The sequence below is a fragment of the Hymenobacter sp. FMD4 genome (assembly GCF_058932745.1).
On record NZ_JBZYWH010000003.1, the window covers coordinates 91348 to 116098 of the forward strand.

Below are 24751 nucleotides of genomic sequence, written 5' to 3' on the forward strand. Positions count from 1 at the left end.
TTTGCCCCACGTTCTATGCCTACTTCCGAAAACTCCGCTCCCGACTACGACCTGCGTTACCCCATCGGCCACTACACCTTGCCCGAGCAACCGCTTACGACTGAAGAGCGGCATGGCTATATTCAGCAACTGATGGCGCTGCCTACGGAGCTGCGCCAGGCACTGGATGGCCTTAATGCCTTGCAGTTTGATGCTGCTTACCGACCCGGCGGCTGGACGGTACGTCAGGTGCTGCATCATCTGCCCGATTCGCACCTGAATTCCTATACGCGCTTCCGCTTGGCCCTCACCGAGGATAACCCCACCATCAAGCCCTACGAAGAAGCCGCCTGGGCCGAACTGCCCGACATTGCCATCGTCCCGCCCGATGTGTCGCTTATTCTGCTCGACGCCCTGCACGCCCGCTGGGTGGTGCTGCTAAGCCAGCTTACCGACGAGCAGTGGCAGCGTACCTTCTTTCACCCCGGCATGCAGCAGGCTTTCCGGTTGGATCAGGCGTTGGTGATGTATGCCTGGCATGGGCGTCACCACGTGGCCCAAATTACCAGCCTACGCCAGCGCATGGGCTGGTAATTTGAGTAGTTCCCAACGCAACAGGGCCCGCGGCTGTAGTAGCTGCGGGCCCTGTTGCGTTGGAAGCCAGCGTAAAAACTATTCGCTTCCCGAAATCGGTTCGCCGATTGACGTATCAATCGTACCGCCTTCCTGTTCCACTTTTTTGGCTGCCCGCACCAGGCTGCTGCTGAAGATAAATTCTTTCAGCTCGGGCACCTGGGCGTTCAGGATTTCGTCTTTGGTGCCGTCCCAGAGCTTCTGTCCCTTGTGCAAGTACACGATATGGTCGCCGATTTCAACTACGGAGTTCATGTCGTGGGTGATGATAACGGTGGTGATGTTATACTCGTGGGTGATTTCGTAAATGAGTTCGTCGATCTTGATGCTAGTCAGCGGATCAAGGCCGGAGTTGGGCTCGTCGCAAAAGAGGTAGGTACAGTTCGGCGCAATGGCGCGCGCAATGCCCACGCGCTTTTTCATGCCACCCGATATTTCGGAAGGCATTTTGGGGCCGGCATTTTCCAAGCCTACGCGCTTTAAGCAGAACTCCACCCGGTCGCGGCGTTCCTCACGGGTCATTTCGGGCGTGAGCATACGCAGTGGGAATTCCACGTTCTCGAACACGTTCAGGCTGTCGAACAGCGCCGAAGCCTGAAACAGCATTCCGATCTGCTTCCGGATTTCCTGCCGGATTTCAATCTTGTTGTTGGTGAAGATGGTGCCATCGAAAGTGATGGAGCCGATATCGGGCTTCAGCAGCCCTACAATGCACTTGAGAAGCACCGATTTGCCGGTGCCGGAGCCGCCTAAAACCAGATTGCACTTTCCGGTTTCAAACACGCAGTTGATGCCCTTGAGCACCGGCGCATCGCCGAAGGACTTATGAATATTGTGGATTTCAATCATGGCACAAGTGGAGAAATTGTGAATTTGTGAGGTGATGAAAGCCGCATCGATGCGGGCCCATGTCGGAATTCACCACTTCACAATTTCGCCTTTACAAAAGGGTGTATGCCAGCACGAAGTCGCCTACCAAGATGGCAATGATGGAGTGGGTTACTGCAGTGGTGCTGCTGGCGCCCACTTCCAAAGCTCCACCTTCGGTGAAGTAGCCGCGGTAGGAGGAGATGGCCGACACAAGGAAGGCAAACACCACCGACTTGATAAGGGCAAACAGGATGTTGTAGGGCACAAAGTCAGAACGGATGCCCTCAATGTATTCTTGCCCCGTCATGGCGTTGGAAAGCGTACCTGCGAGGTAGCCACCCAAAATAGAAAGTACCATGGCCAGAATCACCAGCAGCGGAAAGGTGATGATGGCACCCAGGATGCGTGGCAGGACCAAGTAGTTGGCTGAATTGATGCCCATAACTTCCAACGCATCAACCTGCTCGGTGATGCGCATGGTGCCGAGCCCGCCCGCAATGCTGGAGCCTACTTTGCCGGCCAACACAATACTGGTGATGGTAGGGGCGAGTTCCAGAATGGTCATTTCGCGCACCATAAAGCCAATAGTAGAATTGGGGATGAGCGGGTTCGTCAGATTATAAGCAATTTGCACGCAGGTTACGGCCCCGATAAAAGCCGCCACAATGCTGACGATAAACACCGAATCGGTACCGATGAGCACGGCTTCATCGATGGTACGATTCCAGAGCACCCGAGGGCGCTCGGAGCGGACTAACATGCTCTGCATGAACAGCAGGAACTGGCCGAAAACTTGGACCATAGAATAGGTTGTCGAGAGAGAAAACAAGGCGGGGCCAGCGGCGGACAGACCCTCACCGGCACACATACGTACGAACCGGCAAACAATCTTACGGCTTATGAAGAAAACAATCGTGGTAACGGGCGGCACAAAAGGAATTGGCCGGGCTATTTTGGAGCGTTTTGCGCAAGACGACTTTCAACTAGTAACCTGTGCCCGCTCCGCCGACGACCTGGAAGCGATGCGCAAGGCCTTAGCAGAACAGCATCCACAAGTGGCGTTTCAGGCCTTGCCCGCTGATTTGAGCAAGCCCAACGAGTGCCGCCGCTTCGTTGATTTCGTGCTTGGGCTGGAGTGCCCCGTAGATGTGCTCGTGAACAATACCGGTTCCTTTATTCCCGGACGCCTGCAGGATGATGCTGCCGACGGCTCCACGCTGCGCGACATGCTGGCCGTAAATCTGCTTAGCGCCTACGACGTGACTCGGGGCTTGTTACCCCAGATTATTGAACAGCCGGCGGCCCATATTTTCAACATGTGCTCCACGGCTAGCATAACGGCCTATCCAAATGGCGGGGCTTACGGCGTGGCCAAATTTGCTTTGTACGGCTTCACCAAGAACCTGCGCGAGGAGCTAAAGCACACCAATGTGCGCGTAACTGCCGTGATTCCCGGCGCTACGCTCACAGCCAGCTGGGAAGGAGTGGAGCTACCCGCTGCTCGCTTTATGAAACCCGAAGACGTAGCCGAAGCCGTGTACGGCACTTGGCACCTGTCGCCGCAGACGGTAGTGGAAGAAATATTGCTTCGGCCGCAGCTGGGCGACATTTAGCTACTGCCGGTTGCGCTAAGGCAAAACGGCCCGCCGGCGCAGATACGTTACGTAGAAGAAATCCAGCAGCATGGCCCAAAAGGCCACGGTAACCAGCGCGGCCAAATAACGCGTGCCCGGCCAGTAAAAAGCCAGCCAAAATAAAGTGAAGGCTATGGCCGCTAGCCAGATCAGCTTCAGCCAGTCTAGTAGCTTTTTGGATGATTTGCGCACAAACCACACGGCATACGAGCCGCCCAGCAGCACCCCTGCCACCGCCAGCAGCAGGGTGCTGCCGGGCCAGTGCATTACACGGAACAGCACACCCGCGTTGGTGAGCAGCAAAGCTGCCAACACTGGTAAACTAAACAGCAGGCTGCGTCGCAGGCGGCTATGCATGAACAGTAACACGATTCCAACAGCACCAAGCGCCGGCAGCACCAGCTGGATGGGCTGGGATACAAACAGGTCGAAATCCATAACGGGCAGTGATTAGCAGCGGCCGCAGCGGCGCGCTACTCAGCTACGGCCCGACCCCTTCCGCCTATACGGATATCCCGCACGGCGGGTGCGCCGCTGTAATACAAGGTGCCAGCTCCATCCACGTCGGCTCCCAGAAAGTCGCTGACCCACACACGAGCATTGCCGTCGCCGAGGCGGTCCAGATGGAGATAGGCTTGCTCAGCCCGCATTTCCTGCGCGTATAGGCTGCCTAGGTCACCCACTACTGCCCGAAATTCTTTGGTGCGGCCGGAGAGGCGCATGTCACCCAGTTCGTACTGATCTACGCTGAGGTACTTACTGTCGACGTTGAACTCAATATCACCGGCGCGGGAGAGGTGCAGAAAGATCGTGTCTTGCCGAAATACGCCTTCGGTACGCAGGGTTTTCTCACCGATGTGGAAGACATCGGTAATGCGTGGCACGTGCAACGTTACCTGCCGCGGTACTTTGTAGCTACGCACCCAGTTGCAGCGGCTGCTGTTCCGGATGGTGAGCGTACCGTCTTCTACCTCCAGTTTCAGATCCTCCTGCAGGTTTCGGCCGGTACGCACTTCGGCATACGTCTCAGAGTCCTGCACGATGGTCACTTCCACATTATCGTAGAGGTAGAGCACGTGAAAGGGGGCTAGTTCGCGCCGCTCGGTTTCTACTTTGCCGCTGCTCTTAAAGCAATCCAGCTCTTGGTCTTTGCGGCAGCCAAGTAATGACAAGGCGCTGGCCAACAGCAGGACGTGGGCTGCGTATGCCCTTAGCTGCGGCCGTCGATTAGTTTGCGCGCCGTTAAAAAACCGGTTCATCAACACGTTTTCCACCAAGAAGCTATGGATCTGAACGGCAAGGTAGCCATTGTCACGGGCGTCAGCAAAGGAATCGGGCTAGCCACGGCCCAGTTGCTCATCGAACATGGAGCAATTGTAGCCGGGTGGGGCCGGCGCGCGCCCGAACAATTCAAGCACGAACGGTTTCAGTTTTTCGAGTGTGATGTTCGGGATGAAGTATCGGTGAAAGAAGCCTTTATCAACACCCAGCGCGAGCTAGGAAAAGAAGTGCATGTGCTCGTCAACAACGCTGGTCTGGGCATTGCGGGCGCCGTGGATGGCTTTAGCTCCGACGACTGGCACACCATGTTCGACACCAACGTGCACGGGCTGTTCTATTGCACCAAAGCCGTGTTGCCACAGATGCGCCGGCAGCAGCTTGGGCACATCATCAATATCTCATCCATTGCGGGCCTAAACGGCGTCGAAATGATGGCTGGCTACTGTGCCACTAAGTATGCTGTGCGCGGTTTTTCGCATTCTTTGTTCAAGGAAGTGCGCCAGCACGGTATCAAGGTTACCTGCATTTACCCCGGCTCCACGCAGACTAACTTCTTCGACGACATCCCCGGTACCAATGCCAACGAGCATATGATGCAGCCGCAGGATATAGCCAGCTCCATTCTGCACGCCATCCAGACGCCGTTCAACTACCACGTCGTTGACATCGAAATGCGGCCTTTGCAGCCCAAGAAAGGCTAAACGTCGATGCTGTGGATTTGGCTCACTTCCGTGCCGCTGCTGTGGTACACGCTCCGGCAGTGGCGGCTGGCCCGCCCGGCACGAAGGCGGGTGAAGGCACTGTTTGTGCTGCTGGCAGCGGCGTGGATGGTGCTACTGGGATTATGGGTAATCGTGCCGCTGGTGGCATCATGGATAGGGGAGGCTACCCTGCACCAGAAGTAACTCCCGAAAAGCTCGTGCATGCAATGCGCAACTAACGCCGTATTTTCGCCCCCTCTATGGTTGAAATCCAACATTTAACCAAGCTCTACGGCCCACAGGCCGCCGTCAACGACATCAGCTTCACGGCTGGTCGGGGCGAAATTCTGGGCTTCCTGGGCCCGAACGGCGCCGGCAAATCGACCACCATGAAAATAGCTACCGGCTACCTGCCGCCCAGCAGCGGCTCGGTGCGCGTGGCTGATTTCGACGTAGTGGATCATCCCCTGGAAGTACGCCGGCGCGTGGGCTACCTGCCTGAGCACAACCCGCTCTACCTCGATATGTACGTGCACGAATACCTTGATTTTATCGGGCGGGTGCATGGGTTGTCGGGTGGCACGCTGCGGCAGCGGGTAAAGGAGCTGGTCGGGCGTGTGGGCCTTACACGGGAGCAAAACAAGCAAATCGGGGCGCTTTCCAAAGGTTACCGCCAGCGCGTAGGACTGGCGCAGGCGTTGGTGCACGATCCGCAGGTGCTCATCCTCGACGAGCCTACCACTGGCCTTGACCCGAACCAGATCGGCGAAATCCGCACGCTCATCCGCGAGCTGGGGCAGGACAAAACGGTCATCTTCAGTACTCACATCCTGCCAGAGGTGCAGGCTCTCTGCGACCGGGTGGTAATCATCAGCCGCGGGCAGCTCGTAGCCGATTCACCGGTGCGTGAACTGGGTGCGTTGGCTAAAGGAGAGACGATTGTTCGGGCCGAGTTTGAAGGTCAGATCGATCCGGCGCCGCTGCGGCAGCTGCCCGGCGTGAAGTCGGTGGAGCAGGGTGCAGGTGGCGTTTGGCTGATTCGCACCGAGGCCAAAGGCGACCAGCGCCGTGCCATTTCGCAGTTGGCAGCTCAGCAAGGCTGGCTGCTGCTGGGGCTAAGGCAGGAAGAACAGTCTCTGGAGCAAGTGTTTCAGCAGCTGACGACGTCCAAAAAAGCAGAGAAATAAGAACGTCATGCTGAGCTTGTCGAAGCATCTCTACCGCTTCTCCGGTAAAGGTGCTTCGACAAGCTCAGCATGACGGCCTCAATTGATACGCGCAAGCAACAAATCAGCGGTTCATGTTCGCCGTCCTTCGCAAAGAATTTAACGCCTTCCTGAACTCGCCGGTAGCCTACGTGGTGCTGGGCGTTTTTTTGGTAGCCGCAGGCCTGTTCGTATGGGTCTTCCCCGACAGCTCGGTGCTCGACTACGGTTTTGCCGACCTGCAGACGCTGTTTAACCTCGCGCCGTGGATTTTCCTGTTCCTGATTCCGGCCATCACCATGCGCACGTTTGCGGAGGAGAAAAAGGCCGGCACCATCGAGTTGCTGCTCACCCGCCCGCTCACCGACGGACAGTTGGTGGGAGGGAAGTATCTGGCGTGTCTGCTGCTGGCCTTGCTGGCGTTGGTGCCCACGCTGCTCTACTACTATTCCGTGTACCAGCTGGGTAGCCCGGTCGGCAACATTGATTCTGCGGCTTTTGCCGGCTCGCTCATCGGCCTGGCTTTGCTGGCGGCGGTGTTTGCCGCCATTGGTGTGCTGGCCTCGGCCCTCACCCGCGACCAGATTATTGCTTTCCTCGTGGCGGTGGTCGGCTGCTTTCTGGTGTATTCCGGCTTCGATTCACTGGCCTCGCTTTTTGAAGGCGGCTTGGCTTACTACATCAGCCAACTGGGTATTGCGGCACACTACCGCGACCTGAGCAAAGGGCTCGTCGACTCGCGCGACCTGCTGTATTTCTTTTCCGTGGTAGCGGGCATGTTGCTCGCCACCCGCCTCGTGCTCCAAAGCCGCAACTGGTAATCCGGACCTCCTGACGCATGGAAACTACTCCCGCCGCCACGCCCGCCCCCGTTGCTCCCGCCGCTGCCCCTGCCTCGCGCAAGCAGCGCGATTTGCTGCGCTTTGGCCTCGTCATTCTCGGCCTCATCGTCCTGAACTTTGTTGCCCAGCAGTTCTTTTTTCGCCTTGATCTGACCGAAGACAAGCGCTACAGCATGTCGCCGGCTACCAAGCAGCTGCTCTCGACCATGCCCGAACCAGTAACGGTGACGGTGTACCTGGCCGGCGACTTTCCGCCCGCCTTCCGGCGGCTGTCGCAGGCTACCCGCGAGACGCTGGATGAAATGCAGATTCACGCTGGTTCCAAGCTGCGCTACGTGTTCGTCGACCCCTCGGCGGCTAGCTCCGAAGCCGACCGCAACAAGGAGTACCAGCGCCTGATCCAGAAAGGCCTGCGCCCCACTAACCTTGGCGCCAACGAGCAAGGCAAGCGGGTAGAGAAAATAATCTTCCCCTGGGCCACGATTACCGTGGGTAATCGTGAGGAAAATGTGCTGCTGCTGCGCGGCAACCAAGCCGCCCCGCCCGATGTGCGCCTCAACCAAAGCATCGAAGGGCTGGAGTACGAGCTGGCCAGCACCATTCGCCGGCTAGAGCCCACCAAGCGCCAGCTCATCGGCATCGTGGAAGGGCATAATGAACCCGACAACCTGCGCATCGCTGACCTGATCGGCACGCTGCAGCGCGACCACAACGTGTACCGCATCGACCTGAACAAGGTCACCGACCAGAACATGAAAGCCCTGTCGGCGGTCATCGTGGCAAAGCCTGAACGGGCCTACACGGAGGACGAGAAGTATAAGCTGGACAAGTTCATCACCGAAGGCGGTCGGGCACTGTTTTTTGTGGATGCCATGCGCGTCAATCTTGACAGCGCCAACCGCGGCGGCATGCTCTCATTTCCCGTCGATCTGAACCTGACGGACCTGCTGTTCACCTACGGCGCCCGCGTCAACGGTGACCTGATTCTGGATATCAACTCGGGTCTGATTCCGCTCGTGACCGGCGTCACTGGCAACAAGCCCACGGTTGAGCCTATGCCCTGGCAGTTTTATCCCATCGTGAACAGCTTCAGCCCGCACCCGATTACGCGCAACCTCGATGCGGTGTACCTGAAATTTGTCAGCACCATCGATACAGTGAAGGCCCAGGGCATCCGCAAAACGCCGCTGATGTTTACCTCGCGCTACACCCGCGTGCTGCCCGCCCCGGTACCCATCAACCTGAACGATGCGCGTTTGCCACCAGACCCCAAGCTCTACACCAGCGGCCCCCGGCCTGTAGGCTACCTGCTAGAGGGACAGTTCCGCTCGTTATTTGCCAACCGCACCAAGCCCGGCACCAACCAGTTTCAACCCGCCCAAAGCCCGCAGGCCCGGCCCAGCAAGGTTCTGGTCATTTCCGATGGGGACTTTATCCGCAACGACGTCGATCCGAAAACCAACCGCCCCCTGCGCTTGGGCTACGACCGCCTCGCCACCACCGAGTTTGCCAACCGTGAACTGGTGCAGAACGCCGTCGATTATTTGTTGGATGAAACTGGCCTGATAGCCGTGCGCGGCAAGCAAATCACGCTGCGCCCGCTCGATAAGGTGAAGATCAACGCCGAAAAGCGCCAGTGGCAACTGTTGAACATCGGCGTTCCGTTGGTACTGCTGGCCGCATTTGGGCTGGTACGTGCTTGGATGCGGAAACGCAAGTACGCGTCGTTCACTGTAGAATAGTAACATGAAAAAGCCCCTCATACGAGGGGCTTTTCCTTTTATATGGGTGCGATTAGGGGGAGGGTAGTCGTCATTATGACCCTGACTTCTGAGCCTCTGCTTTCTTGCGAGCATAAAGTTTAATAATGCTGGGAAGCTGCTCGTACAGCCCGATATTGATAGGGTTGGCAACATATTGACGCACTTCTTCCACGTCTTGGATCAGCGGCAGCAGGATTCCTCGAACGGTTTCCACGTTAGTACCTTGGATTAAGGGTTGAAAGGCTTTATCGCTAGTTCGGCGTAACAGGTAATACGATGTATAGTCAGTGCCACCTCCGGCCATGGTCATTTCACCGGAAGCATAAGTACGCATATGGGTGGGACTATCACTCCCTGACACGTATTGGTAAAGGTCTAGCCCTTCGCCTTGGGCACATACTTTAACAAATGCTTCCGCCACACGTTGCGGGCCATACAGGTTGAAGTCACTAAGCACCACAAATGAGTCGCGCCCTGCGACAAAATACTTGACCTGAGATGGTTCGTAGGTTTCAGTTTTGCCGGATGCATCCAAACGTACCTTTACTTTCGAACCTTCTTTGCAAGCAATTTTGCCCAACTGTACAGGGCCATCGAGTAACTGAATTCTGCCGGGCTTGAATTGTTGTGCAGAACTGGGCACTGATAGGAAGAGACCCAGCAAACCGAATATACTAATGGGGATGCCGACGCGTAGGCGCATAATACAGGAATAGGAGAGTGACGTGGAAAAGAGCTTCTTGCAGGTCAAAACCACTAACTATCCACCGAGATAAATAGCTGGGATGTTGAGGCCTCAAAGATAAGCGGCCAACGGGTGGCACCCAGAGGCCTCAGTTAGCAAAACGTTGCTCATTCAGCTTGCATGGCTAACACCGGGGCGGGGGTACTGTCTGATATGCACAAGTTTAGCGCGACGCGATTTGTGCGTAGCCATAATGTAGAAGTGGCGCCTAGGCCACCACCCTGGAAGAATGGCCGTGCCACCTTATTCAAACGGCCGAGCTGCTCTCCCTAAACCGCGCATAATTCCCCAGCAGCGCCTGGATATTCTCCGCCCCCACGGGATTAGCCGAGTGCACGTTGAAGCGCTTTACCAATATCTCCTGCTCCACCAACCACTTGGCGCAGTCGTAGCCGCTTTTTCGCTCGCAGTTGTAGGCTTCGTCCCAACCCAGGTCGTGGTCGAAGGAGATTTCCTCTGGCATGCCTAGCTGCTCGATGGTGGCCACAAACTCCTCGAAGCTGCGCACAACCACCCAGCCGCTACTGCGGGGCGTACGCAAGTCGTCGAGGTAAAGCTTGTAAGGAAGTGACATGTGGAAGGAGCTTAGAAGCTTCTAAGGTACGGTCGGTGGCTATTGGGCTACTGGTCCAACAAACTCCTTCAGCACTTGGCCTTCCTTTCGAGTTCTGCAATACGGCCCCTACCGCACCTGTTGTGAGTCGGAACGGAATTGTAATGGAGTGCCAAGCACGCGTCGTTCGCCTTTAAAGCGGGTGGGCATAAAGCGCAATCCAGCCTCTTGGTAAAGCTTTTTGCTCCTGCCAAGACGCTGAATTTTGAAAGAGGGCTTGCAGGTTATAAGCGAATAGGCTCGGTGCGCACAAAAGTGCTTAGCATAGCGTGCATCGATTCGTTGCTGTTTTCCGAATAGGTTCGCAAATAGTCAGGACTCAACGGATTTAGGTAACCAGTCAGGTGCTGATAATCGTCGGGATTGATAGCAATGAAGCCCATTGACCAATCCGAGAAGTTGCGTTCCTCAATGGCACCGTCAGCTAGCTTGGTGACGTTTTTGTGCCGACAATCCTGCTTGATGCGGGCAAAGATGTACTGCACTTCGTCGGTAGAGCCTTCGAGTACTTGCAGGATGTCGCCATCACTATAAAGGAGTACTCCGGTGAGGCCGTGTCTGGAGTTCCAGTCGCGGGATTGGGCGAGCAATGCTTGCAGTTCCTGTTCGCTTAGTGGATGGGTCACCGAACTCTGGTACACCAAATGGTAGAGAGAGGAGCGAATCATTGAAGAAGGAAAGAGAAGGAAAAAAGCACGCGGCAACGCTTATACGAGTATAGAAAAAAAAGTATACAGTTGATTAAATAAATTCTATGCTTGGCCGTTGCCGGTGTTTAACTGGTGGAAAGGTCAAATGCTTCTTGCTGAGCTAAGCCAGGGAAAGCCATGCTTCGTAACAACGGAACTGCTTTTTTGGAAGCCTGCTCAATCCTACGAGGTCAGCAGGTGCCACCTTGAAACACGTAGCTGCGTAGAAAAGGGCTTTTTGCGACGCTAGAAACTCCCGCCCGGCTTCCTATCTTTGCTTTCTACAGAAAGCCCTACTTCCCAACCCGTCTTTATGAAGTTCATCGTTTCGTCTTCGGCGCTGCTCAAGCAGCTCCAGAGCATCAACGGCGTCGTCACGAACAATCCCGTGGTGCCCATTCTCGAGAACTTTCTCTTCGAAATTGAGAACGGGAAACTGACCATCACGGCTTCCGATCTGGAAACCAGCATGATTACGGAGCTGCCAGTGGAAGCCCGCGAAAGCGGCCGCATTGCCGCTCCGGCCCGCATCCTGCTCGATACACTTAAGAACCTGCCCGATCAGCCCGTCACCTTCACTATCGACGAGGAAACGTACGGCATCGAAATCAGCTCGGCCAACGGCCGCTACAAGCTCGCCGGCGAAAACGCTACCGACTTTCCCCGCGTGCCGGTGGTGAAAGGTTCGGCTCCGGTCGAGATTCCATCTTCGTCGCTGCAGCGTGCTATCAACAAGACCATCTTCGCGGTGAGCACCGACGAGCTGCGCCCCGCCATGACCGGTATTCTGGTGCAGCTGGCTGATAACCAAGCGACCTTCGTGGCTACCGACGGGCACCGCCTGCTGCGCTACCGCCGTCAGGACGTAGCCGCCGGCCAAACCGCTAACCTGATCATCCCGCGCAAAGCCTTCAATCTGCTGAAAGGCGCGTTGCCATCTGAGGCCACGCCGGTACGCATGGAGTTCAACCAGTCGAACGCCTTCTTCTCGTTTAACCAGATGCGCCTCGTGTGCCGCCTCATCGATGAGCGGTACCCCGACTATGAGAACGTAATTCCGGTATCGAACCCGAACAAGCTCATCATCGACCGCGGTCAGCTGCTGAATTCGGTGAAGCGCATCGCCATCTATTCCAACAAGACCACGCACCAGGTGCGCTTGCGCTTGGCTGGTTCCGAACTGACCATTTCGGCTGAAGACCTGGACTTCTCCAACGAAGCCAACGAGAAGCTGCCGTGCCAGTACGACGGCGAAGACATGGAAATTGGCTTCAACGCCCGCTTCCTGATCGAGATGCTCTCTAACATCGACTCGGAGGAAATCACGCTGGAACTGAGCACCCCCAATCGGGCTGGTCTACTGATGCCCACGCTGGCCGAGGACAACGAGAACATCCTTATGCTGGTAATGCCAGTGATGCTCAATAACTACGTCTAAATTGCCTGATGGCTAAAGGGTTAAATGGCTGGTCGTTCACGCGGCCGGCCATTTCGCTTATTTATCCATCGACTTTTGGGTTGGACGGACCTGAAGGGTCAGCCATCCAGCCAGTCAACCACTTGACCATTCAAACCGATGAAAAAATCCGAAATCCGCTTCAGCATCGCCCTCGATGATCAAAAAATTCCCGAGGCTATCAGCTGGAGCGCAACCGATGCCGGCGCCGATATCCACTTCGCCAAGGCCATGAACATCAGCATTTGGGACCGGGAACAAACCGGCACCATGAAGATTGACCTGTGGACTAAGGACATGCCCGTAGACGAGATGAAGCGCTTTTACGTGGACATGATTGGCTCTTTGGCCGAGAGCATAGTGGCCGCTACCAACGATGAATTCATGGGCGCGAAGCTTCGCGCCGTGGGGCGGGAACTAGCCCAGCACGTGGAACAGGAAGAAAAAAACCAAAAGTAAGCTGCCACTAAGGCTAACGTACAAAAAAGCCTGCCCAGCAATTGCTAGGCAGGCTTTTTTATGTTGAATATGCCAGGCTATCGGGTACCCGATGAAGGCTTGTTATCCTCTTTGGTCTGAGTGATGGTAGCGCCTTTGGAACTAGCCGGCAGCGGGTTCTGCACCGACTTTACGAGCATGATGTTGGAGGCTTGCGCGGCGTAGTCCTTATCGAACTTATAATAAGCCGTGCGCCGGCCGTAATAGTCGCTGTACTGATCGGTGGTCAGGATGGTACGCAGTTCCTGGTCACGCTCGCGGCACACCCCTACGCATTGTTCATCGATGAGCTTATCGTTGCCAGCGTACTGGCTTTCGATGGCGGCCATTTTGGCCACTTTGTCCTCATTGATGGAGCGCAGTCGGGTCGTCTGAAAGTTATTCAAGCGCAACTCTCTGGCCATCTGATCGGAAAGCCGAGCAGCGCGTTGTTGAACTACAGGGTTCTTCTTATCAACGGAAGCTTGTTGCTTGGCGGCTGGTTGTTGTGCGTAAGCACCCAGGGCCACTCCCGTCGCCAGCACAGCCGTTGCAATTTTCTTTTTCATTGTCATGGCAAGTATCGTTGAGGGCCGAAGCCACTGAAACAAAATCGAAGTTGCTGAAGCAACCAACGTGCTATGTTAACGAAAAAGTATGCCAAGCAGTTCGACTAAATTAGCTGAAGGCAAGAAGCGAGCAAGTGGCTGCTGGTAGACGAAAAAGCCTACTCAAATCTCGAGCTTTCAGCCAATTAGAATTTATTCATCCACATCATCGATTCCACTGGCTTGTCGGTGCGGGCGTTGTACTTCGCGTTGGGCTTGCGGTTGTAGTAGTTCTGAATGGCACCTTCCACTGTGAAGTAGATGAGCTGTCCGATGGGCATTCCGCGGTAGATGCGCACGGGTTGGGTAACGGAAATTTCCAGCGTCCAGGTGTTAGAGAAGCCTACATCGCCTTTGCCAGCAGTGGCGTGAATATCAATGCCCAAGCGACCCACGGAGCTTTTGCCTTCCAGAAAGGGCACGTGGGCGTGGGTCTCGGTGTATTCTTCCGTCACGCCGAGATATAGAGTCTCAGGAGTCAGCACGAAGCCCTCCTCGGGTATTTCAAACACGTCGATTTCGTTGTGTTTGCGGGCGTCGAGGATATGGTCGCGGTAGGTGGCCAGGTAGCGGCCCAAGTGCACGTCGTAGGAATTGGTGCCGAGGCAGGCGCGGTTGTACGGCTCTATTACGATGGTGCCGCGTTCCATCTCGGCAAGAATTTGCTCGTCGGTGAGAATCATGAAAAAAAGCTAAGGGCCGCCGGAGGGCGGCCCGTTGGGGAGCATTAAAAGGAGTTAGACTTCTTCTTCGTCGTCTTCGTAGCGGTCGGCGGGCAGGGCCGCAGTGGCGCGTCGTTTGGGAGCCGGCGTTATTTCTTCCTCCTCGCTGATTTCCGCTTCGGCGGTTAAAGCTTCTATCTGAGCGCGCAGGCTGGGAATGACGGACATCGTTAGGTAAAGCACCAACAGCAGCGAAAAAACCGAAGAAAATACCGTGACATAGTCGACCCAGTCGTGGCGCGGGGCACTGTATTCACCAATGGGGCGCGGCCGCAAGCTACCGGATGGTGAAGCGGTTATGACTTCGGTCTGCGGTTCGGGGTCTTCCAACGGCTTGGCGATGGGCTCTTCAGCTTGGGCGTCTACGTCGGCGGGCGGCACATTGGCAGCATCAGCCAGCAACTCCTCAGGCTGGGGGTCTTCCGAAGCATTAAACTGCGCGCTGGCCTGCTTGATGTAGCGCTGCAGCGAGCGAATCAGGGCCACGCGTTCGTCGCGCGGCAGTACCCGAATAAAGAACTCGAAGTTGCGGTCAACGAGTATACCGCTCAACTGCTTATCGAACTCAACCAGATCGGTACGGCCCTGGCCGTATCGATTTTTGTAGCGTTCGGCCACGCCGTTGTAGTTGTGAAAGAGCGTTTTGATATCGTCGCGGCCAGAAAAGTCGTCGAACTCTTTGCGGGCTTTGGCCGTGCGCAAAGTCACGGGGAACTTGCGGCGAGTAAACGTCTTGTCATAGACGGTTTCCATGGTGCGAAAATTGATTTCGTCCACGGCACGGTCGAAGAGCTGCTTGTTTTGCGCGGCGGTCTTTTGGGGCTGAGCAAGCAAACCCAACGGCACAACCAACAGCACAATCAACAGGCTCCAAAACCCAAAACGGTAGCGGTAAGGCATAACGGGCAGGCAAACAGTTTGGACAAAGGTAAACCGCTGATTCTATTGATGACACTGATTTCGTGGATTGATTGCGGGCTCGGTTGGTTTCAAAAGTCAAAGCCGCTGCGAAAGTTGAGCTATTCCAAGATGAATGAGGGCTAATAGGTATAGAAGCAGAACGCCCGACTCATCTGAGCCGGGCGTTTTGTGAAGATTCGAAGACTGGCACTTTACAGGCTGTGGGCCTCGCGCATTGATTCGCGGCAGGCGCTGAGGTACAAATCAACCAAATCGGCGGTAACAGCCGTGCTAACAAACAAGGCCTCGTACTGCGACGGAGCAAGATAGATGCCGCGGTTGAGCATGGCGCGGAAGTAACGGCCGAAAGCCTCCAAGTCCGAGGTCTTGGCCGATGCCAGGTCCGTAACGGGCTGCTGGGTGAAGAACACGCTCCACATCGAACCGACGCGATTGACGGTGTAATTCAGGCCTAACTCGGCGGCAATTTCATAAGTGCCTTCGGCGAGGCGGGCGCTGGTTTGTTCGAGCTGCTCGTATACTTCAGGGTGCTCGTTCAGGTAGCGCAGCTGGGCCATACCGGCCGCAGTGGCAACGGGGTTGCCAGATAGCGTACCGGCTTGGTACACCTTGCCTGCGGGGGCCACGTTGTCCATGATGTCGGCCCGACCGCCGTAAGCGCCTACGGGCATACCACCACCAATGATTTTACCTAGCGTAGTCATGTCGGGCGTGATGCCGTAGAGCTCCTGCGCACCGCCGCGAGCAAGGCGGAAGCCAGTCATCACCTCATCAAAAATGAGTACGATGCCGTGCTGGGTGCACAACTCGCGCAGGCCTTGGAGGAAGCCTTCAGCTGGCGGCACCAGACCAATGTTGCCTACTACAGGCTCCAGAATAATGGCCGCAATCTGCTTTGGGTTGGCTTCGATGGCTTGACGTACGGCGTCGAGGTTGTTGAAAGGCACCGTGAGCGTGTCCTTAGCTACACCTTCGGTGACGCCGGGCGAGTCAGGCGTGCCAAGGGTAAGGGCACCTGAGCCGGCCGAAATCAGGAACGAGTCGCCGTGGCCGTGGTAGCAGCCCTCAAACTTCAGCACTTTGTCGCGGCCGGTATAGCCGCGCGCCACCCGAATAGCCGACATCGTGGCCTCGGTGCCTGAATTCACCAGCCGTACCTTTTCGATGCTGGGTACCATCTGACAGATCAGCTCGGCCATCTCCACCTCGCGGCGGGTAGGAGCCCCAAACGAAAGGGAATCGGGCAAAGCCTTCTGTACTGCCTCCAACACGATCTGCGGGGCATGACCCAGGATCATGGGCCCCCAGGAGTTGATAAAGTCCAAATAACGGTTGCCGTCCACGTCGGTCAGCCAGGCACCCTCCGCCGATTTCATGAACACGGGGTGGCCGCCCACGGCGCGAAAGGCGCGAACGGGCGAGTTTACACCGCCGGGAATCAAGTCTTTGGCGCGAGTGAATAGCTGGTCGCTGGTGGCGAGGTTGAGGTCAGTTACAGAAGTCTGTTGCATGTTTTTGTAACAATGGAAGGGGGCATTTTGTCCCGGCAGAACGTGGCAAAGATAGCCCTCAGATGGCGGCAGATTGCGTTAGCTGTACCATGGCTGGCTATTTAGGCCGATGCTTAAAAGCCTTTCGGCAGGTCAATGCCTTTGATGGTGCGGAACAGGCTAAGGGCATTTTGATCGGTGAGCGAACCAACATAGTCCGTCAGCAAAATGATTTGCTCGTAGGCCGACAGTCCGGCTTGCCGCTCAATGGCACGGAACTGCGGCGGCACCAGATCGAGCAGCTTGCTGGAGCGTGAACTAGCCGCCGGATCGAAGGTAGCGTGCAGGAAGGCGTCGAGCAGGCCGGCCAGCACTTCGAAGCCGGCTGCTTCGATCTGCAGCACCGGGCGGCTGCGGTACAGGTTGGTTACGGAGAGCTTCTGGACTTCCTGCAGTGCCTGCCAGCAGCTCAGCTCTTTGATCAGGCAGGCATCGTACTCACCCAGGAGCATGGCAGGAGCATGTTCTGCGAATAGCTGGGCGGTTTCGGCCACCAGCTTTCCGATCAGGCGGGCCCGTAAGTAACCGAGTTCCTCGCGCCAGTCGTACCACTGCACGCTACGGGGGCGGTCGGCGGGGTCGGCGAGCATCTCTCGTAGCAACCCCAGGCCCAACTCTTGCGGAATCAGGCCCAGCTTGAGTGCGTCTTCAAAATCAATAATACGGTAGCAAATATCGTCGGCGGCTTCTACCAAAAATGCCAGAGGGTGGCGGTGGTAAAAGCCGCTCTCGTCAGCCTTGGGCAGCAGGCCCAGATCATGCGCAACGTGCCGGAAGCGGGCTGCTTCGGTTTGGAAGTGGCCGTACTTTTTCTCGCTGGCGCCGCCCGTTTTAAGGCTTTCCTCCACCACCGAAGGACGTGGATACTTGGTAAAGGCACCGAGTACCGCGTAGGTAAGGCCCAGGCCAGCCGAGCCGGAGCTATGAGCCGCGTAGGTATGCGTAAGGACGCGGAAGCCGGCTGCATTGCCTTCGAAACGTTGCAGATCGGCGCGCTGGGCGCTGGTGAGCATGCGCACAAACGGTTCGGCGGTGGGACTGGCGAAATAAGCCGAAATAGCGTCCTCGCCGGAGTGCCCAAACGGCGGATTGCCGATGTCGTGGGCCAGGCAGGCCGCCGCCACGATGTCGCCGCAATCGGCATCGAAATAGGGGAGCTGCGCAGTCAGGTCCTCGTCCTGCTCCATTAGCAAGCGCCCGCCTAAGCGGCCCAGGGAGCGACCTACACAAGCCGTTTCGAGGGAGTGCGTAAGGCGGGTGTGCACGAAGTCGGTTTCGGGCAGCGGCATTACCTGGGTTTTGCGCTGCAGGCGGCGAAACGCGGAGCTGAACACCACGCGGTCGTAATCAGCCACAAAAGCGCCGCGCACGGGCGCCGCATCGGAGACGACGTGCAGCTGAGGTTGCTCGGGGTAGCGGCGGCGCGAGAGCAGTCGCGGCCAAGTCATGGGGGTGGGGGAGGAGGCGAGCTTCATGCAGCGGGCAAGATAAGGAAGCAGAGTCTTACCCCATGGGGAACAACTTATTCTGCTACCTGCAGCCGGCCCAAGGCGCGTAATGTTAGGTAACCCAGCAGCAAAAAGGCTCCAAAAAGCAGCGTCATGCCCCAAGCCCGTGGGTGTGCCGTGGGATGCAGTAACCGGTCGGCAATATCGTAAGCGAGGCTGAAGGGATTGGTGACGATGTCCCAGCTGTTCCAGCGCAAAAACCGGCCGAGGTAAATGCCAAAGGCACTCAGCCACAGCGCCACCACGCTAAATATCCAGCCTCCACCGCTGCCCAGACGCTCTTGCACAAAGCGTTGCATGTCAAACAAAGAAGCATATCCGAGCATTAAGCCGGTCCAGCCGGCGCTCAGGATCATGGCTAGGTCGTACCACAACGGCACGCCGGCGTACTTGCCGAGGTGCAGCAGATCGGTCAGGATGTAGGGTGCATTAGGAAAGAACAGCAGCCACAGCATACCGACCGGCAGCAGCAGGCGCTGGCGCCGGACCGGGGTCATAAGGCTCAGCATCAGCGAAAGGCCTAGCGGGATACCAGCCAAAAACAGATTCCACAGCAGAAACACGAACGTAATCTGGTGCGTCCAGAAGACACGAAACACCACCAACACTGTGCTCAGGGCTAGGGAGGCACCCAGCACTAGCACAAGGCTGAAACGTTGGCGCAGGGCCTCGGGAGTGGCGGCAGGTAAGCTTAGCATAGCAGAGGTAAATAGAGCGAAGCGGCTTAACGCACACGGACTGGACCTTCGTATATAATTAGCTGGATAAAGGCCGCGCAAAGCAGCAGCTGTATGCGCCTTTCGGACAAGCAAAGGCTGAATTTTACGGCGGCTATGCATCGACAATCCTTATAATAGTGGAGTGCTACCTACGCTCATTAACTGACAGCGGAGGTAAAACGAAGCGCCGCCAACCTGAAGGTTGGCGGCGCTCGGTAGAACGTACATCTTGGTTGCCCAAAGGCCAGGGCGCTTAATCCGCGTTAGGCGCGCTGCCAGCCGCGAAGCGCAGGCCGGCCAGCGTCTGAGCATATTTGGCTTGCAGCTCCGCCAGCTTGGTACGAGCCGATAGCAACGACGCGTCACGGGAGTTGAGCAGGAAAACGGAGCTTTCGCCGTTTTCGAACCGAATTTGCTCGCCGTTGCGCAAGCGTTCAGCGTTTTGCACCACTTGCTCCTGCACGCGCAGCTGCTCGCTGAGGGCGCGTTGGTCGTTGGCGGTAGCGCGTACGGCCGTGGCAATGTCGCGCGAGGTCTGATCCAAGCCGAGGTTGGTTTCCCGAATCTTGAGTTGCGTGACCTGTAGCTTTCCGCGCTCCTGGCGCAGGAAAAGCGGGTAGGCAAAGCTTACGCCCAGCTTGTAGTTATTGGAGTACAGCGGATCGGGGCCGTAGCCGGTTTCGGCATTGAAGGGCTGGCCGGTCAAGAGTAGGTTGTAGTCAACAGAAAGCTTGGGTAGCAGCTTGTTTTGGTACAGCCGGCGCTCCACGCCCAGCTGCTCCAACTTGGCGCGGGCCTTGAGCAGATCGGGGTGCTGCTGACGGGCCTGCTCCACCAATTGCTCCAGCGGTACGGACGGGGCAGCCGTCCAGGCCGAGGCGGCGGGCAGGGGCTGCGGGCGCACCGTGGTGGGCAACTCGCGGGGGCGTTGCTGCTCGTCCCAGAGGAAGTTGCTAAGGATGAGCGTGGCGTTTTGCCACTCCACTTCGCCTTGAATAAGCTGGGCGCGGCGGTTTTGCAACTCTGTCAGGGCTTCCACTGAATCGATGGCGGCCAGGTCACCAAGGCGTACCCGCTCACGTACGGCGCGGTACCGGATGTCGGCCAGTTCAAAATTACCCTGCAGCAGGCGCCGCCGTTCATAGGCCAGCGTCCAGTTCCAGTATTCTTTCACGGCCGAGAGCAGCAGTTTGTTTAGTGCCGCGATGCGCTCGGCTTCCGCTAGCGTCACCATGGCCTGAGCCGAGCGCACAGCGGCGCGGCGCTCATCCATCAGCAAGCCCTGGCCCAGCGGTAGCGAAAGACCTACATAGGTAAGGCCGGCGCCCGGCGTAGCATCTTGCTCGCTGATGCGCGGCCCTACGTTACGCTCGTAGCCGAGACGTACATCGGGGCCGTACCACGTAGGTACACGCAACGTATTGTCCCAGAGGTTCCAGTAATCCTTGCCTCCGAATTCCTTGCGGTAAAACTTGCTGGTAGCTAGCGGATCGAACATGCCGCGCGCCTGCCGTACTTCCTGGCGGGCACGTTCGGGCTGAATGGCAGCCTGCCGGGCCACCGGGTGCTGCTCGCCCACGATGGTGAGCAAGTCGCCGAGGGAGAATGTGGGTACTGAATCCTGTGGGGCGCGGTAAGCCTCCGACACCGGCGGCTGCGCGGTGGCCACCAACGGCGCGGCCCAGCTGCCTCCCAGCAGGAAGCAGCCCAGCAGCGTCGTCAGCCAGTAGCGGCGGGTGGTGGTCATAGTTCGGTTTCGTCGGAGCTTTCTTTGGAGCCCTTGTCCTTGCCTTTGCTGCCTTTGTCATCCTTGCCGGTGGCCATGCCGCCTTCATAGCCCACAAAGTCGGGCGGGAAGCCGTTGAGCTGCCGCCAGAGTTCGTACCAAATGGGCACATCGTCCAGCAAGGCCCAGCCATATACGCCCGAGCCCACGCGCAAAGGTTTGGGCCAGGGCTCGGCGTCTGGATCGGGGGTGACCAAGATGCGGTAGCGTCCTTGGCTATCCAGGTTGTCGATGACGGCGACGCGGCCGCCGAAGGTGCCGAAGCTGGAGCCGGGCCAGCCGGAAAACACCAGCGCCGGCCAGCCATCGAACTGCAGGCGCACCTTGCGGCCCACCTCCAGCAGCGGAATGTCCATGGGCTGTACATACAGCTCGGCGGCCAGCTGGGGCTTGGAGGGCATCACCGTCACGATGGCCTCGCCTTCTTTGATCATTTCGCCGATACCAGCTTTCAGGGCGCGCACCACGTAGCCGTCTTGCGGAGCCGTAATGCGGTAAAAGCCCGAACGAATGCTCAGGTTAGCATATTCGTTACGCATCTTGGCAATCTGTCCCTCAGTGTCAAACTGATAGGACAAAGTGGAGCGCCGGTCCGATTCGCTTTTGGCCAGCTTGTCCTGGTATTCAGCCCCGAGCGAAGCCAGCTCCAGGCGGGAGTTGATCAGCTCTTGGCGGCTGCCACCCAACTTGTTTTCCACCGATTGGAGTTTGGCCGTCACCTCCTGAAACTTCAGGCGGCGCTGCTCCAGCTCGGTCAGCGACTTCAGGCCCTGGTCGTACAGCTTCTGCTGACGATCCAGCTGCGCCTGCGCAATGGCGAAGTCAGCCCGCACGGCCACCAACTCAGCGGAGTCGGAGCGCACCTTGAGCTGCGACTGGCGCACCTTGTTGCGGGCCTTGTCGAGGCTCACGCGCAGCCCGGTGCGCAGCGCATCCTGCTGGTCACCGAGGGCGGCAGCTTTGGCTTCGTTTTCGCGCAAAGACGACTGCTTGGCCTCCAGCTGCTCCTGCGTACGGGCCAGTAATTCGGGGTCGAAGTACTTTTCTTTTACTTCGACGATGTCGACCAGTGTATCGCCTTTCTTCACGAGCTGGCCCTCCTGTACGCGCCACCGCTCAATGCGGCCGCCAATGGTGGTCGGCACGGTTTGAGGGCGGTCTTGCGGACGCAGCGTGGTGAGGGTACCGCTGGAACGGATGTTCTGCGTCCAGGGGAGAAAGCCCGCTACCAGAACAATCAAGCCGATACCTGCGCCCCATCGGGCGAGGTTATGGGCCGCGCGGGGCGTTTGTACCTGCGCAAAAGAGCGAAAACGTCCTATGTTAGGGTGCGTTTCGGAAAGGGGATGCTCAGCGAAGGGCATGATGGAATCTAATTGAGGTGCTCAGGGAGCAAAGAGCCGGGAATCACGAGGGAGGCAGGCCAGAATTAAGCGTTGGATACCTACCACACGTTCATCTGCGGTTCGTTTTAGTGAGAGAGAAAGCGGCGCAGCTCGGGATGTTGCGATATTTCGTTGTAAGCGCCATCGGCTACGATGCGCCCGTCGCGCAGTAAGGCCGTGCGCGGGCAATGGGCCAGCAGGTACGAATCATTGGAGGCAAAGATGGCCGTCCAGGGCTGTTCAGGCGCCATGAGGCGGTCGAGGATGCGCAGACGCTCGGCGGGTTCTACGTTGTGCAGGAAATGGTCGATCAATAGCAGGCGTGGGCGGCGGACGATGGCGCGGGCCAGCAACAGCTTCTGCGATATGTGGTCGGGGATGGGGATACCGGCCCCCAGCATGGTGGCCAGGCCCAACGGGCGGGAATAGAAGTAGTCGCGCAAGCCCACCAGCTCCAGCACCCACGCCACATCGGCCGGGGTGATGTCGGGCTGATCGAGGGTCAGGTTTTCGAGCACTGTGCCGGAAAACAAGTGCTGGTGCGAAATATTCTCCCCAACTACTTCAGCCAGAGCCGATGGCGACAAGTCGCGCAAAGCCACGCCATCGAAAGTGACAATGCCTTTGTAATCACTCAGCAGGCCCGCCAGCACGCGCATGAGCGAAGTCTTGCCGGAACCATCGAAGCCAGCCAGCCCGAGGTGCTCCCCAGCAGCTAGCCGCAGCGATACGCCCGCAAGTGCCGGCTGGCGGCCTTCGGGGTAGTGGTAATGCACATCGCGCAGTTCTACTACCAAGCCCTGCGTCGATTCGGGGAGCGACAGGCCCACGTTGGGCCGGTCTTCCTCTACGGGCAGATCCAGCACGTGGCCGATTTTGTCGATGGAAGTAAGGGCGTCGTAGAACACGTCTAGTTTTACGAGCACTTTTTCCACTGCCCCGATAGTCAGGATGATGATGATTTCGGAAGCGACGAATTGACCAATGTTGATTTGGCGGCTCACCAGCAGCCAGCAGCCGATGATGAGGAGGGCCGCCGTAATCAGCGTTTTGAACGCTACGAAACCGTAATACTGCGTCAGCAATACCCTAAAGTGCTCCTTACGGGCGCTCAGGTAGCCTTCCACTAGCTCATCGGTGCGGCCTAACACCAGCGGGCGGCGCGGGGCCAGGCGGAACGTGTGCACCGTGCGGGCTACGTCCTCCAGCCATGCTACCACCCGGTACTTGTATTTCGATTCGGTGAGGCTGGTGCTCAGTCCGCGCTTGCCGGTGGCCCGCAGCAGCAAGGCTAGCAGACCTACCAGCAACAAGCCGAATACAATAAAGACGGGGTGGTAAAACGAAAGCAGAATCAGGCCGAACAGAATCTGCAGACCAGCAGCCGAAAACTCAATCAGCAGCGTAGCCAGGCCTTTTTGCAGGGTAGGCGTGTCGAGCAGTCGGTTCATCAGCTCGGGCAGGTATTCACCTTTCAAAGCTTCGGTGCGCACGCGCGGCAGTCGCACGGCAAAGTCAAAGGCAATACGGGCAAATAATCTCTGCTGCACAAACTCGACCAGATACACCTGCATCACCTGCAGGGCGCCCACTAGCAAAGTGCCTACTACAATAAATGCAATCAGCACGATGAGGGAAGTGCTTACGGCACCGCTCGAAATAAAGCCGATAACGCTCTGCACACCCAAAGGCAACGACAGGTTGATCAGGCCAGCCAGCGCGGCATACGTATATAAATAGGTGATGTCGCGGCGCTCGGCTCCGAGTAAGCGCCACAGGCGTTGGCCGGGGCGAAGCGAATCAGTGGAGGGGGCGTCAGCCATGAAAAAAAGCTAAGCGGTTGTCTGAGGTGGAGGTAATGGGTAGAAGAGGGCAGGAGTCAGCCTCAACCGCTGACTTAGATCCATCCGTTCACTTGGCAAGTGCCGCAAAGGCCAATTGCTCGAGGTAGAGCATAACACTATTCTCTGCCGAAGTTCCATCGGTTGTATCCGTAAGGGAAGGAAGATGTTGAGCAAAGAACAGCTGCTTACGGGCGCCTTCAAGTAAGGTACTCACCAAGGCATGGGGGTAGGCATAATCGGGGTTGATTTCCTGCACCACGGCTACAATGTCGGCGGCCAGATGTTTGTATTCGCGGTAAAAACCTTCGCGGTTAACCGCGTCTACTTCCCGCGTCAAATACGTTTTCGAAGCTTCAGCTACCACGATACGGTAAAGTGCGGCTTCATCCAGCTCAATGGTGGCAGCATTGTCGCGGTGGGCCCGCGTGATGATGCTCAAGATCAGCCGCAGCCGTCCTGCCGGATCGGCTACGTTGTGAGTATGGAAGCGAATCTGGTAGCGCAGCCACGCCCAATGCCACGAAACGAGGTATACCAGCAGCCGGTGCTTGTTTTCGAAGTAGCGGTATAGCGAAGCTTCCGTAGAGCCGATTTGTAGAGCCAATTTCTTGAAGGTGAACTGCTCAAAGCCGATTTCGTCAATGAGGCGGACGCTCTCCCCAACGATTTTGCGGCCGAGGTCAGTTTCCTGAGGGTCGCGAAGGTATAGCTTGCTGTTGAGCTCAGGACGGAGGGTGGTAAGCATGAGTTGAAACCAGTGGAGGGGTGAGGCTATCCAAGCACATCAGGTACGGCAGCCAAACGAAGAGACGGAGAAAAG

General features: G+C 57.3%; 26 protein-coding genes. 9 read left to right on the plus strand and 17 right to left on the minus strand.

Going from position 1 to position 24751, the window contains the following annotated elements; all coding sequences use genetic code 11:
- Nucleotides 1-15: 15 nt before the first annotated feature.
- Entirely contained in the window at nucleotides 16-573 is a 558-nt protein-coding gene (locus AC5FXY_RS04240) for a YfiT family bacillithiol transferase (RefSeq protein WP_493555392.1), read from the plus strand.
- A gap of 78 nt (nucleotides 574-651) precedes the next feature.
- Here the strand turns inward: AC5FXY_RS04240 and AC5FXY_RS04245 are convergent, their stop codons facing one another.
- Together AC5FXY_RS04245 and AC5FXY_RS04250 are read right to left on the minus strand one after the other, a co-directional pair.
- Nucleotides 652-1461 carry an ABC transporter ATP-binding protein gene (locus tag AC5FXY_RS04245; protein WP_493555393.1) on the minus strand — a complete coding sequence of 270 codons (810 nt, stop codon included), beginning with the start codon at nucleotides 1459-1461 and terminating at the stop codon, nucleotides 652-654.
- A 91-nt stretch (nucleotides 1462-1552) separates the two neighbouring features.
- A complete protein-coding gene (locus AC5FXY_RS04250) occupies nucleotides 1553-2284 on the minus strand; it encodes an MlaE family ABC transporter permease (RefSeq protein ID WP_493555394.1) in 732 nt (243 codons plus the stop codon).
- 97 nt (nucleotides 2285-2381) lie between these two features.
- Between AC5FXY_RS04250 and AC5FXY_RS04255 the strand changes: the two genes are divergently transcribed.
- On the plus strand, nucleotides 2382-3095 hold the full coding sequence (locus AC5FXY_RS04255; protein ID WP_493555395.1) for an SDR family oxidoreductase: 714 nt from the start codon (nucleotides 2382-2384) through the stop codon (nucleotides 3093-3095).
- Between the two features lie 15 nt (nucleotides 3096-3110).
- On the opposite strand, the gene AC5FXY_RS04260 is transcribed toward AC5FXY_RS04255, so the two are convergent.
- Together AC5FXY_RS04260 and AC5FXY_RS04265 are read right to left on the minus strand one after the other, a co-directional pair.
- Nucleotides 3111-3554 (minus strand): hypothetical protein, encoded by a 444-nt coding sequence (locus AC5FXY_RS04260; protein WP_493555396.1) that lies wholly within the window; start codon nucleotides 3552-3554, stop codon nucleotides 3111-3113.
- Nucleotides 3555-3589: 35 nt separating this feature from the next.
- The gene (locus tag AC5FXY_RS04265; RefSeq protein ID WP_493555397.1) at nucleotides 3590-4288 is read right to left on the minus strand and encodes a head GIN domain-containing protein; all 699 of its coding nucleotides are present in this window, start codon (nucleotides 4286-4288) and stop codon (nucleotides 3590-3592) included.
- 111 nt (nucleotides 4289-4399) lie between these two features.
- On the opposite strand from AC5FXY_RS04265, the gene AC5FXY_RS04270 reads away from it, so the two are divergent.
- From AC5FXY_RS04270 to gldG, 5 genes are all read left to right on the plus strand, one after another.
- Nucleotides 4400-5098 carry an SDR family oxidoreductase gene (locus tag AC5FXY_RS04270; protein WP_493555398.1) on the plus strand — a complete coding sequence of 233 codons (699 nt, stop codon included), beginning with the start codon at nucleotides 4400-4402 and terminating at the stop codon, nucleotides 5096-5098.
- A 6-nt stretch (nucleotides 5099-5104) separates the two neighbouring features.
- A complete protein-coding gene (locus AC5FXY_RS04275; protein WP_493555399.1) occupies nucleotides 5105-5302 on the plus strand; it encodes a hypothetical protein in 198 nt (65 codons plus the stop codon).
- Between the two features lie 56 nt (nucleotides 5303-5358).
- Nucleotides 5359-6285 (plus strand): gliding motility-associated ABC transporter ATP-binding subunit GldA, encoded by a 927-nt coding sequence (gene gldA / locus AC5FXY_RS04280; RefSeq protein WP_493555400.1) that lies wholly within the window; start codon nucleotides 5359-5361, stop codon nucleotides 6283-6285.
- Nucleotides 6286-6398: 113 nt separating this feature from the next.
- On the plus strand, nucleotides 6399-7124 hold the full coding sequence (gene gldF / locus AC5FXY_RS04285; protein ID WP_493555401.1) for a gliding motility-associated ABC transporter permease subunit GldF: 726 nt from the start codon (nucleotides 6399-6401) through the stop codon (nucleotides 7122-7124).
- Between the two features lie 17 nt (nucleotides 7125-7141).
- Nucleotides 7142-8887: a gliding motility-associated ABC transporter substrate-binding protein GldG gene (gene gldG / locus AC5FXY_RS04290; protein ID WP_493555402.1), complete on the plus strand. Its 1746-nt coding sequence runs from the start codon at nucleotides 7142-7144 to the stop codon at nucleotides 8885-8887.
- A 73-nt stretch (nucleotides 8888-8960) separates the two neighbouring features.
- Here gldG and AC5FXY_RS04295 read toward each other — a convergent pair whose 3' ends face one another.
- The 3 genes from AC5FXY_RS04295 to AC5FXY_RS04305 all read right to left on the minus strand — a co-directional run bounded on the left by AC5FXY_RS04295 (nucleotide 8961) and on the right by AC5FXY_RS04305 (nucleotide 10934).
- Nucleotides 8961-9611 (minus strand): hypothetical protein, encoded by a 651-nt coding sequence (locus AC5FXY_RS04295; protein ID WP_493555403.1) that lies wholly within the window; start codon nucleotides 9609-9611, stop codon nucleotides 8961-8963.
- 289 nt (nucleotides 9612-9900) lie between these two features.
- A complete protein-coding gene (locus AC5FXY_RS04300) occupies nucleotides 9901-10227 on the minus strand; it encodes a cyclic-phosphate processing receiver domain-containing protein (protein WP_493555404.1) in 327 nt (108 codons plus the stop codon).
- A gap of 263 nt (nucleotides 10228-10490) precedes the next feature.
- The gene (locus tag AC5FXY_RS04305) at nucleotides 10491-10934 is read right to left on the minus strand and encodes a BLUF domain-containing protein (RefSeq protein WP_493555405.1); all 444 of its coding nucleotides are present in this window, start codon (nucleotides 10932-10934) and stop codon (nucleotides 10491-10493) included.
- A gap of 334 nt (nucleotides 10935-11268) precedes the next feature.
- Between AC5FXY_RS04305 and dnaN the strand changes: the two genes are divergently transcribed.
- Nucleotides 11269-12393 carry a DNA polymerase III subunit beta gene (dnaN, locus tag AC5FXY_RS04310; RefSeq protein WP_493555406.1) on the plus strand — a complete coding sequence of 375 codons (1125 nt, stop codon included), beginning with the start codon at nucleotides 11269-11271 and terminating at the stop codon, nucleotides 12391-12393.
- 138 nt (nucleotides 12394-12531) lie between these two features.
- Nucleotides 12532-12870, plus strand: coding sequence for a gliding motility protein GldC (gldC, locus tag AC5FXY_RS04315; protein ID WP_493555407.1), 339 nt, complete (start codon nucleotides 12532-12534; stop codon nucleotides 12868-12870).
- A 77-nt stretch (nucleotides 12871-12947) separates the two neighbouring features.
- On the opposite strand, the gene AC5FXY_RS04320 is transcribed toward gldC, so the two are convergent.
- From AC5FXY_RS04320 to AC5FXY_RS04365, 10 genes are all read right to left on the minus strand, one after another.
- A complete protein-coding gene (locus tag AC5FXY_RS04320) occupies nucleotides 12948-13457 on the minus strand; it encodes a DUF4890 domain-containing protein (protein WP_493555408.1) in 510 nt (169 codons plus the stop codon).
- A 185-nt stretch (nucleotides 13458-13642) separates the two neighbouring features.
- Nucleotides 13643-14179: a dCTP deaminase gene (dcd, locus tag AC5FXY_RS04325; RefSeq protein WP_493555409.1), complete on the minus strand. Its 537-nt coding sequence runs from the start codon at nucleotides 14177-14179 to the stop codon at nucleotides 13643-13645.
- A gap of 54 nt (nucleotides 14180-14233) precedes the next feature.
- Nucleotides 14234-15118 carry a hypothetical protein gene (locus AC5FXY_RS04330; RefSeq protein ID WP_493555410.1) on the minus strand — a complete coding sequence of 295 codons (885 nt, stop codon included), beginning with the start codon at nucleotides 15116-15118 and terminating at the stop codon, nucleotides 14234-14236.
- 212 nt (nucleotides 15119-15330) lie between these two features.
- Nucleotides 15331-16650, minus strand: a complete 1320-nt coding sequence (gene hemL / locus AC5FXY_RS04335) for a glutamate-1-semialdehyde 2,1-aminomutase (RefSeq protein ID WP_493555411.1) — start codon at nucleotides 16648-16650, stop codon at nucleotides 15331-15333.
- Nucleotides 16651-16763: 113 nt separating this feature from the next.
- Nucleotides 16764-18137, minus strand: a complete 1374-nt coding sequence (dgt, locus tag AC5FXY_RS04340) for a dGTP triphosphohydrolase (RefSeq protein WP_493555412.1) — start codon at nucleotides 18135-18137, stop codon at nucleotides 16764-16766.
- A gap of 74 nt (nucleotides 18138-18211) precedes the next feature.
- A complete protein-coding gene (locus AC5FXY_RS04345) occupies nucleotides 18212-18895 on the minus strand; it encodes a DUF1361 domain-containing protein (RefSeq protein ID WP_493555413.1) in 684 nt (227 codons plus the stop codon).
- A 274-nt stretch (nucleotides 18896-19169) separates the two neighbouring features.
- A complete protein-coding gene (locus tag AC5FXY_RS04350) occupies nucleotides 19170-20663 on the minus strand; it encodes a TolC family protein (RefSeq protein WP_493555414.1) in 1494 nt (497 codons plus the stop codon).
- The gene (locus tag AC5FXY_RS04355) at nucleotides 20660-22066 is read right to left on the minus strand and encodes an HlyD family secretion protein (protein WP_493555415.1); all 1407 of its coding nucleotides are present in this window, start codon (nucleotides 22064-22066) and stop codon (nucleotides 20660-20662) included. The genes AC5FXY_RS04350 and AC5FXY_RS04355 overlap by 4 nt, the downstream gene beginning before the upstream one ends.
- 107 nt (nucleotides 22067-22173) lie before the next feature.
- Nucleotides 22174-23910 carry a peptidase domain-containing ABC transporter gene (locus AC5FXY_RS04360; protein ID WP_493555416.1) on the minus strand — a complete coding sequence of 579 codons (1737 nt, stop codon included), beginning with the start codon at nucleotides 23908-23910 and terminating at the stop codon, nucleotides 22174-22176.
- 88 nt (nucleotides 23911-23998) lie between these two features.
- Nucleotides 23999-24676, minus strand: a complete 678-nt coding sequence (locus tag AC5FXY_RS04365; RefSeq protein ID WP_493555417.1) for a TetR/AcrR family transcriptional regulator — start codon at nucleotides 24674-24676, stop codon at nucleotides 23999-24001.
- Nucleotides 24677-24751: the final 75 nt, after the last annotated feature.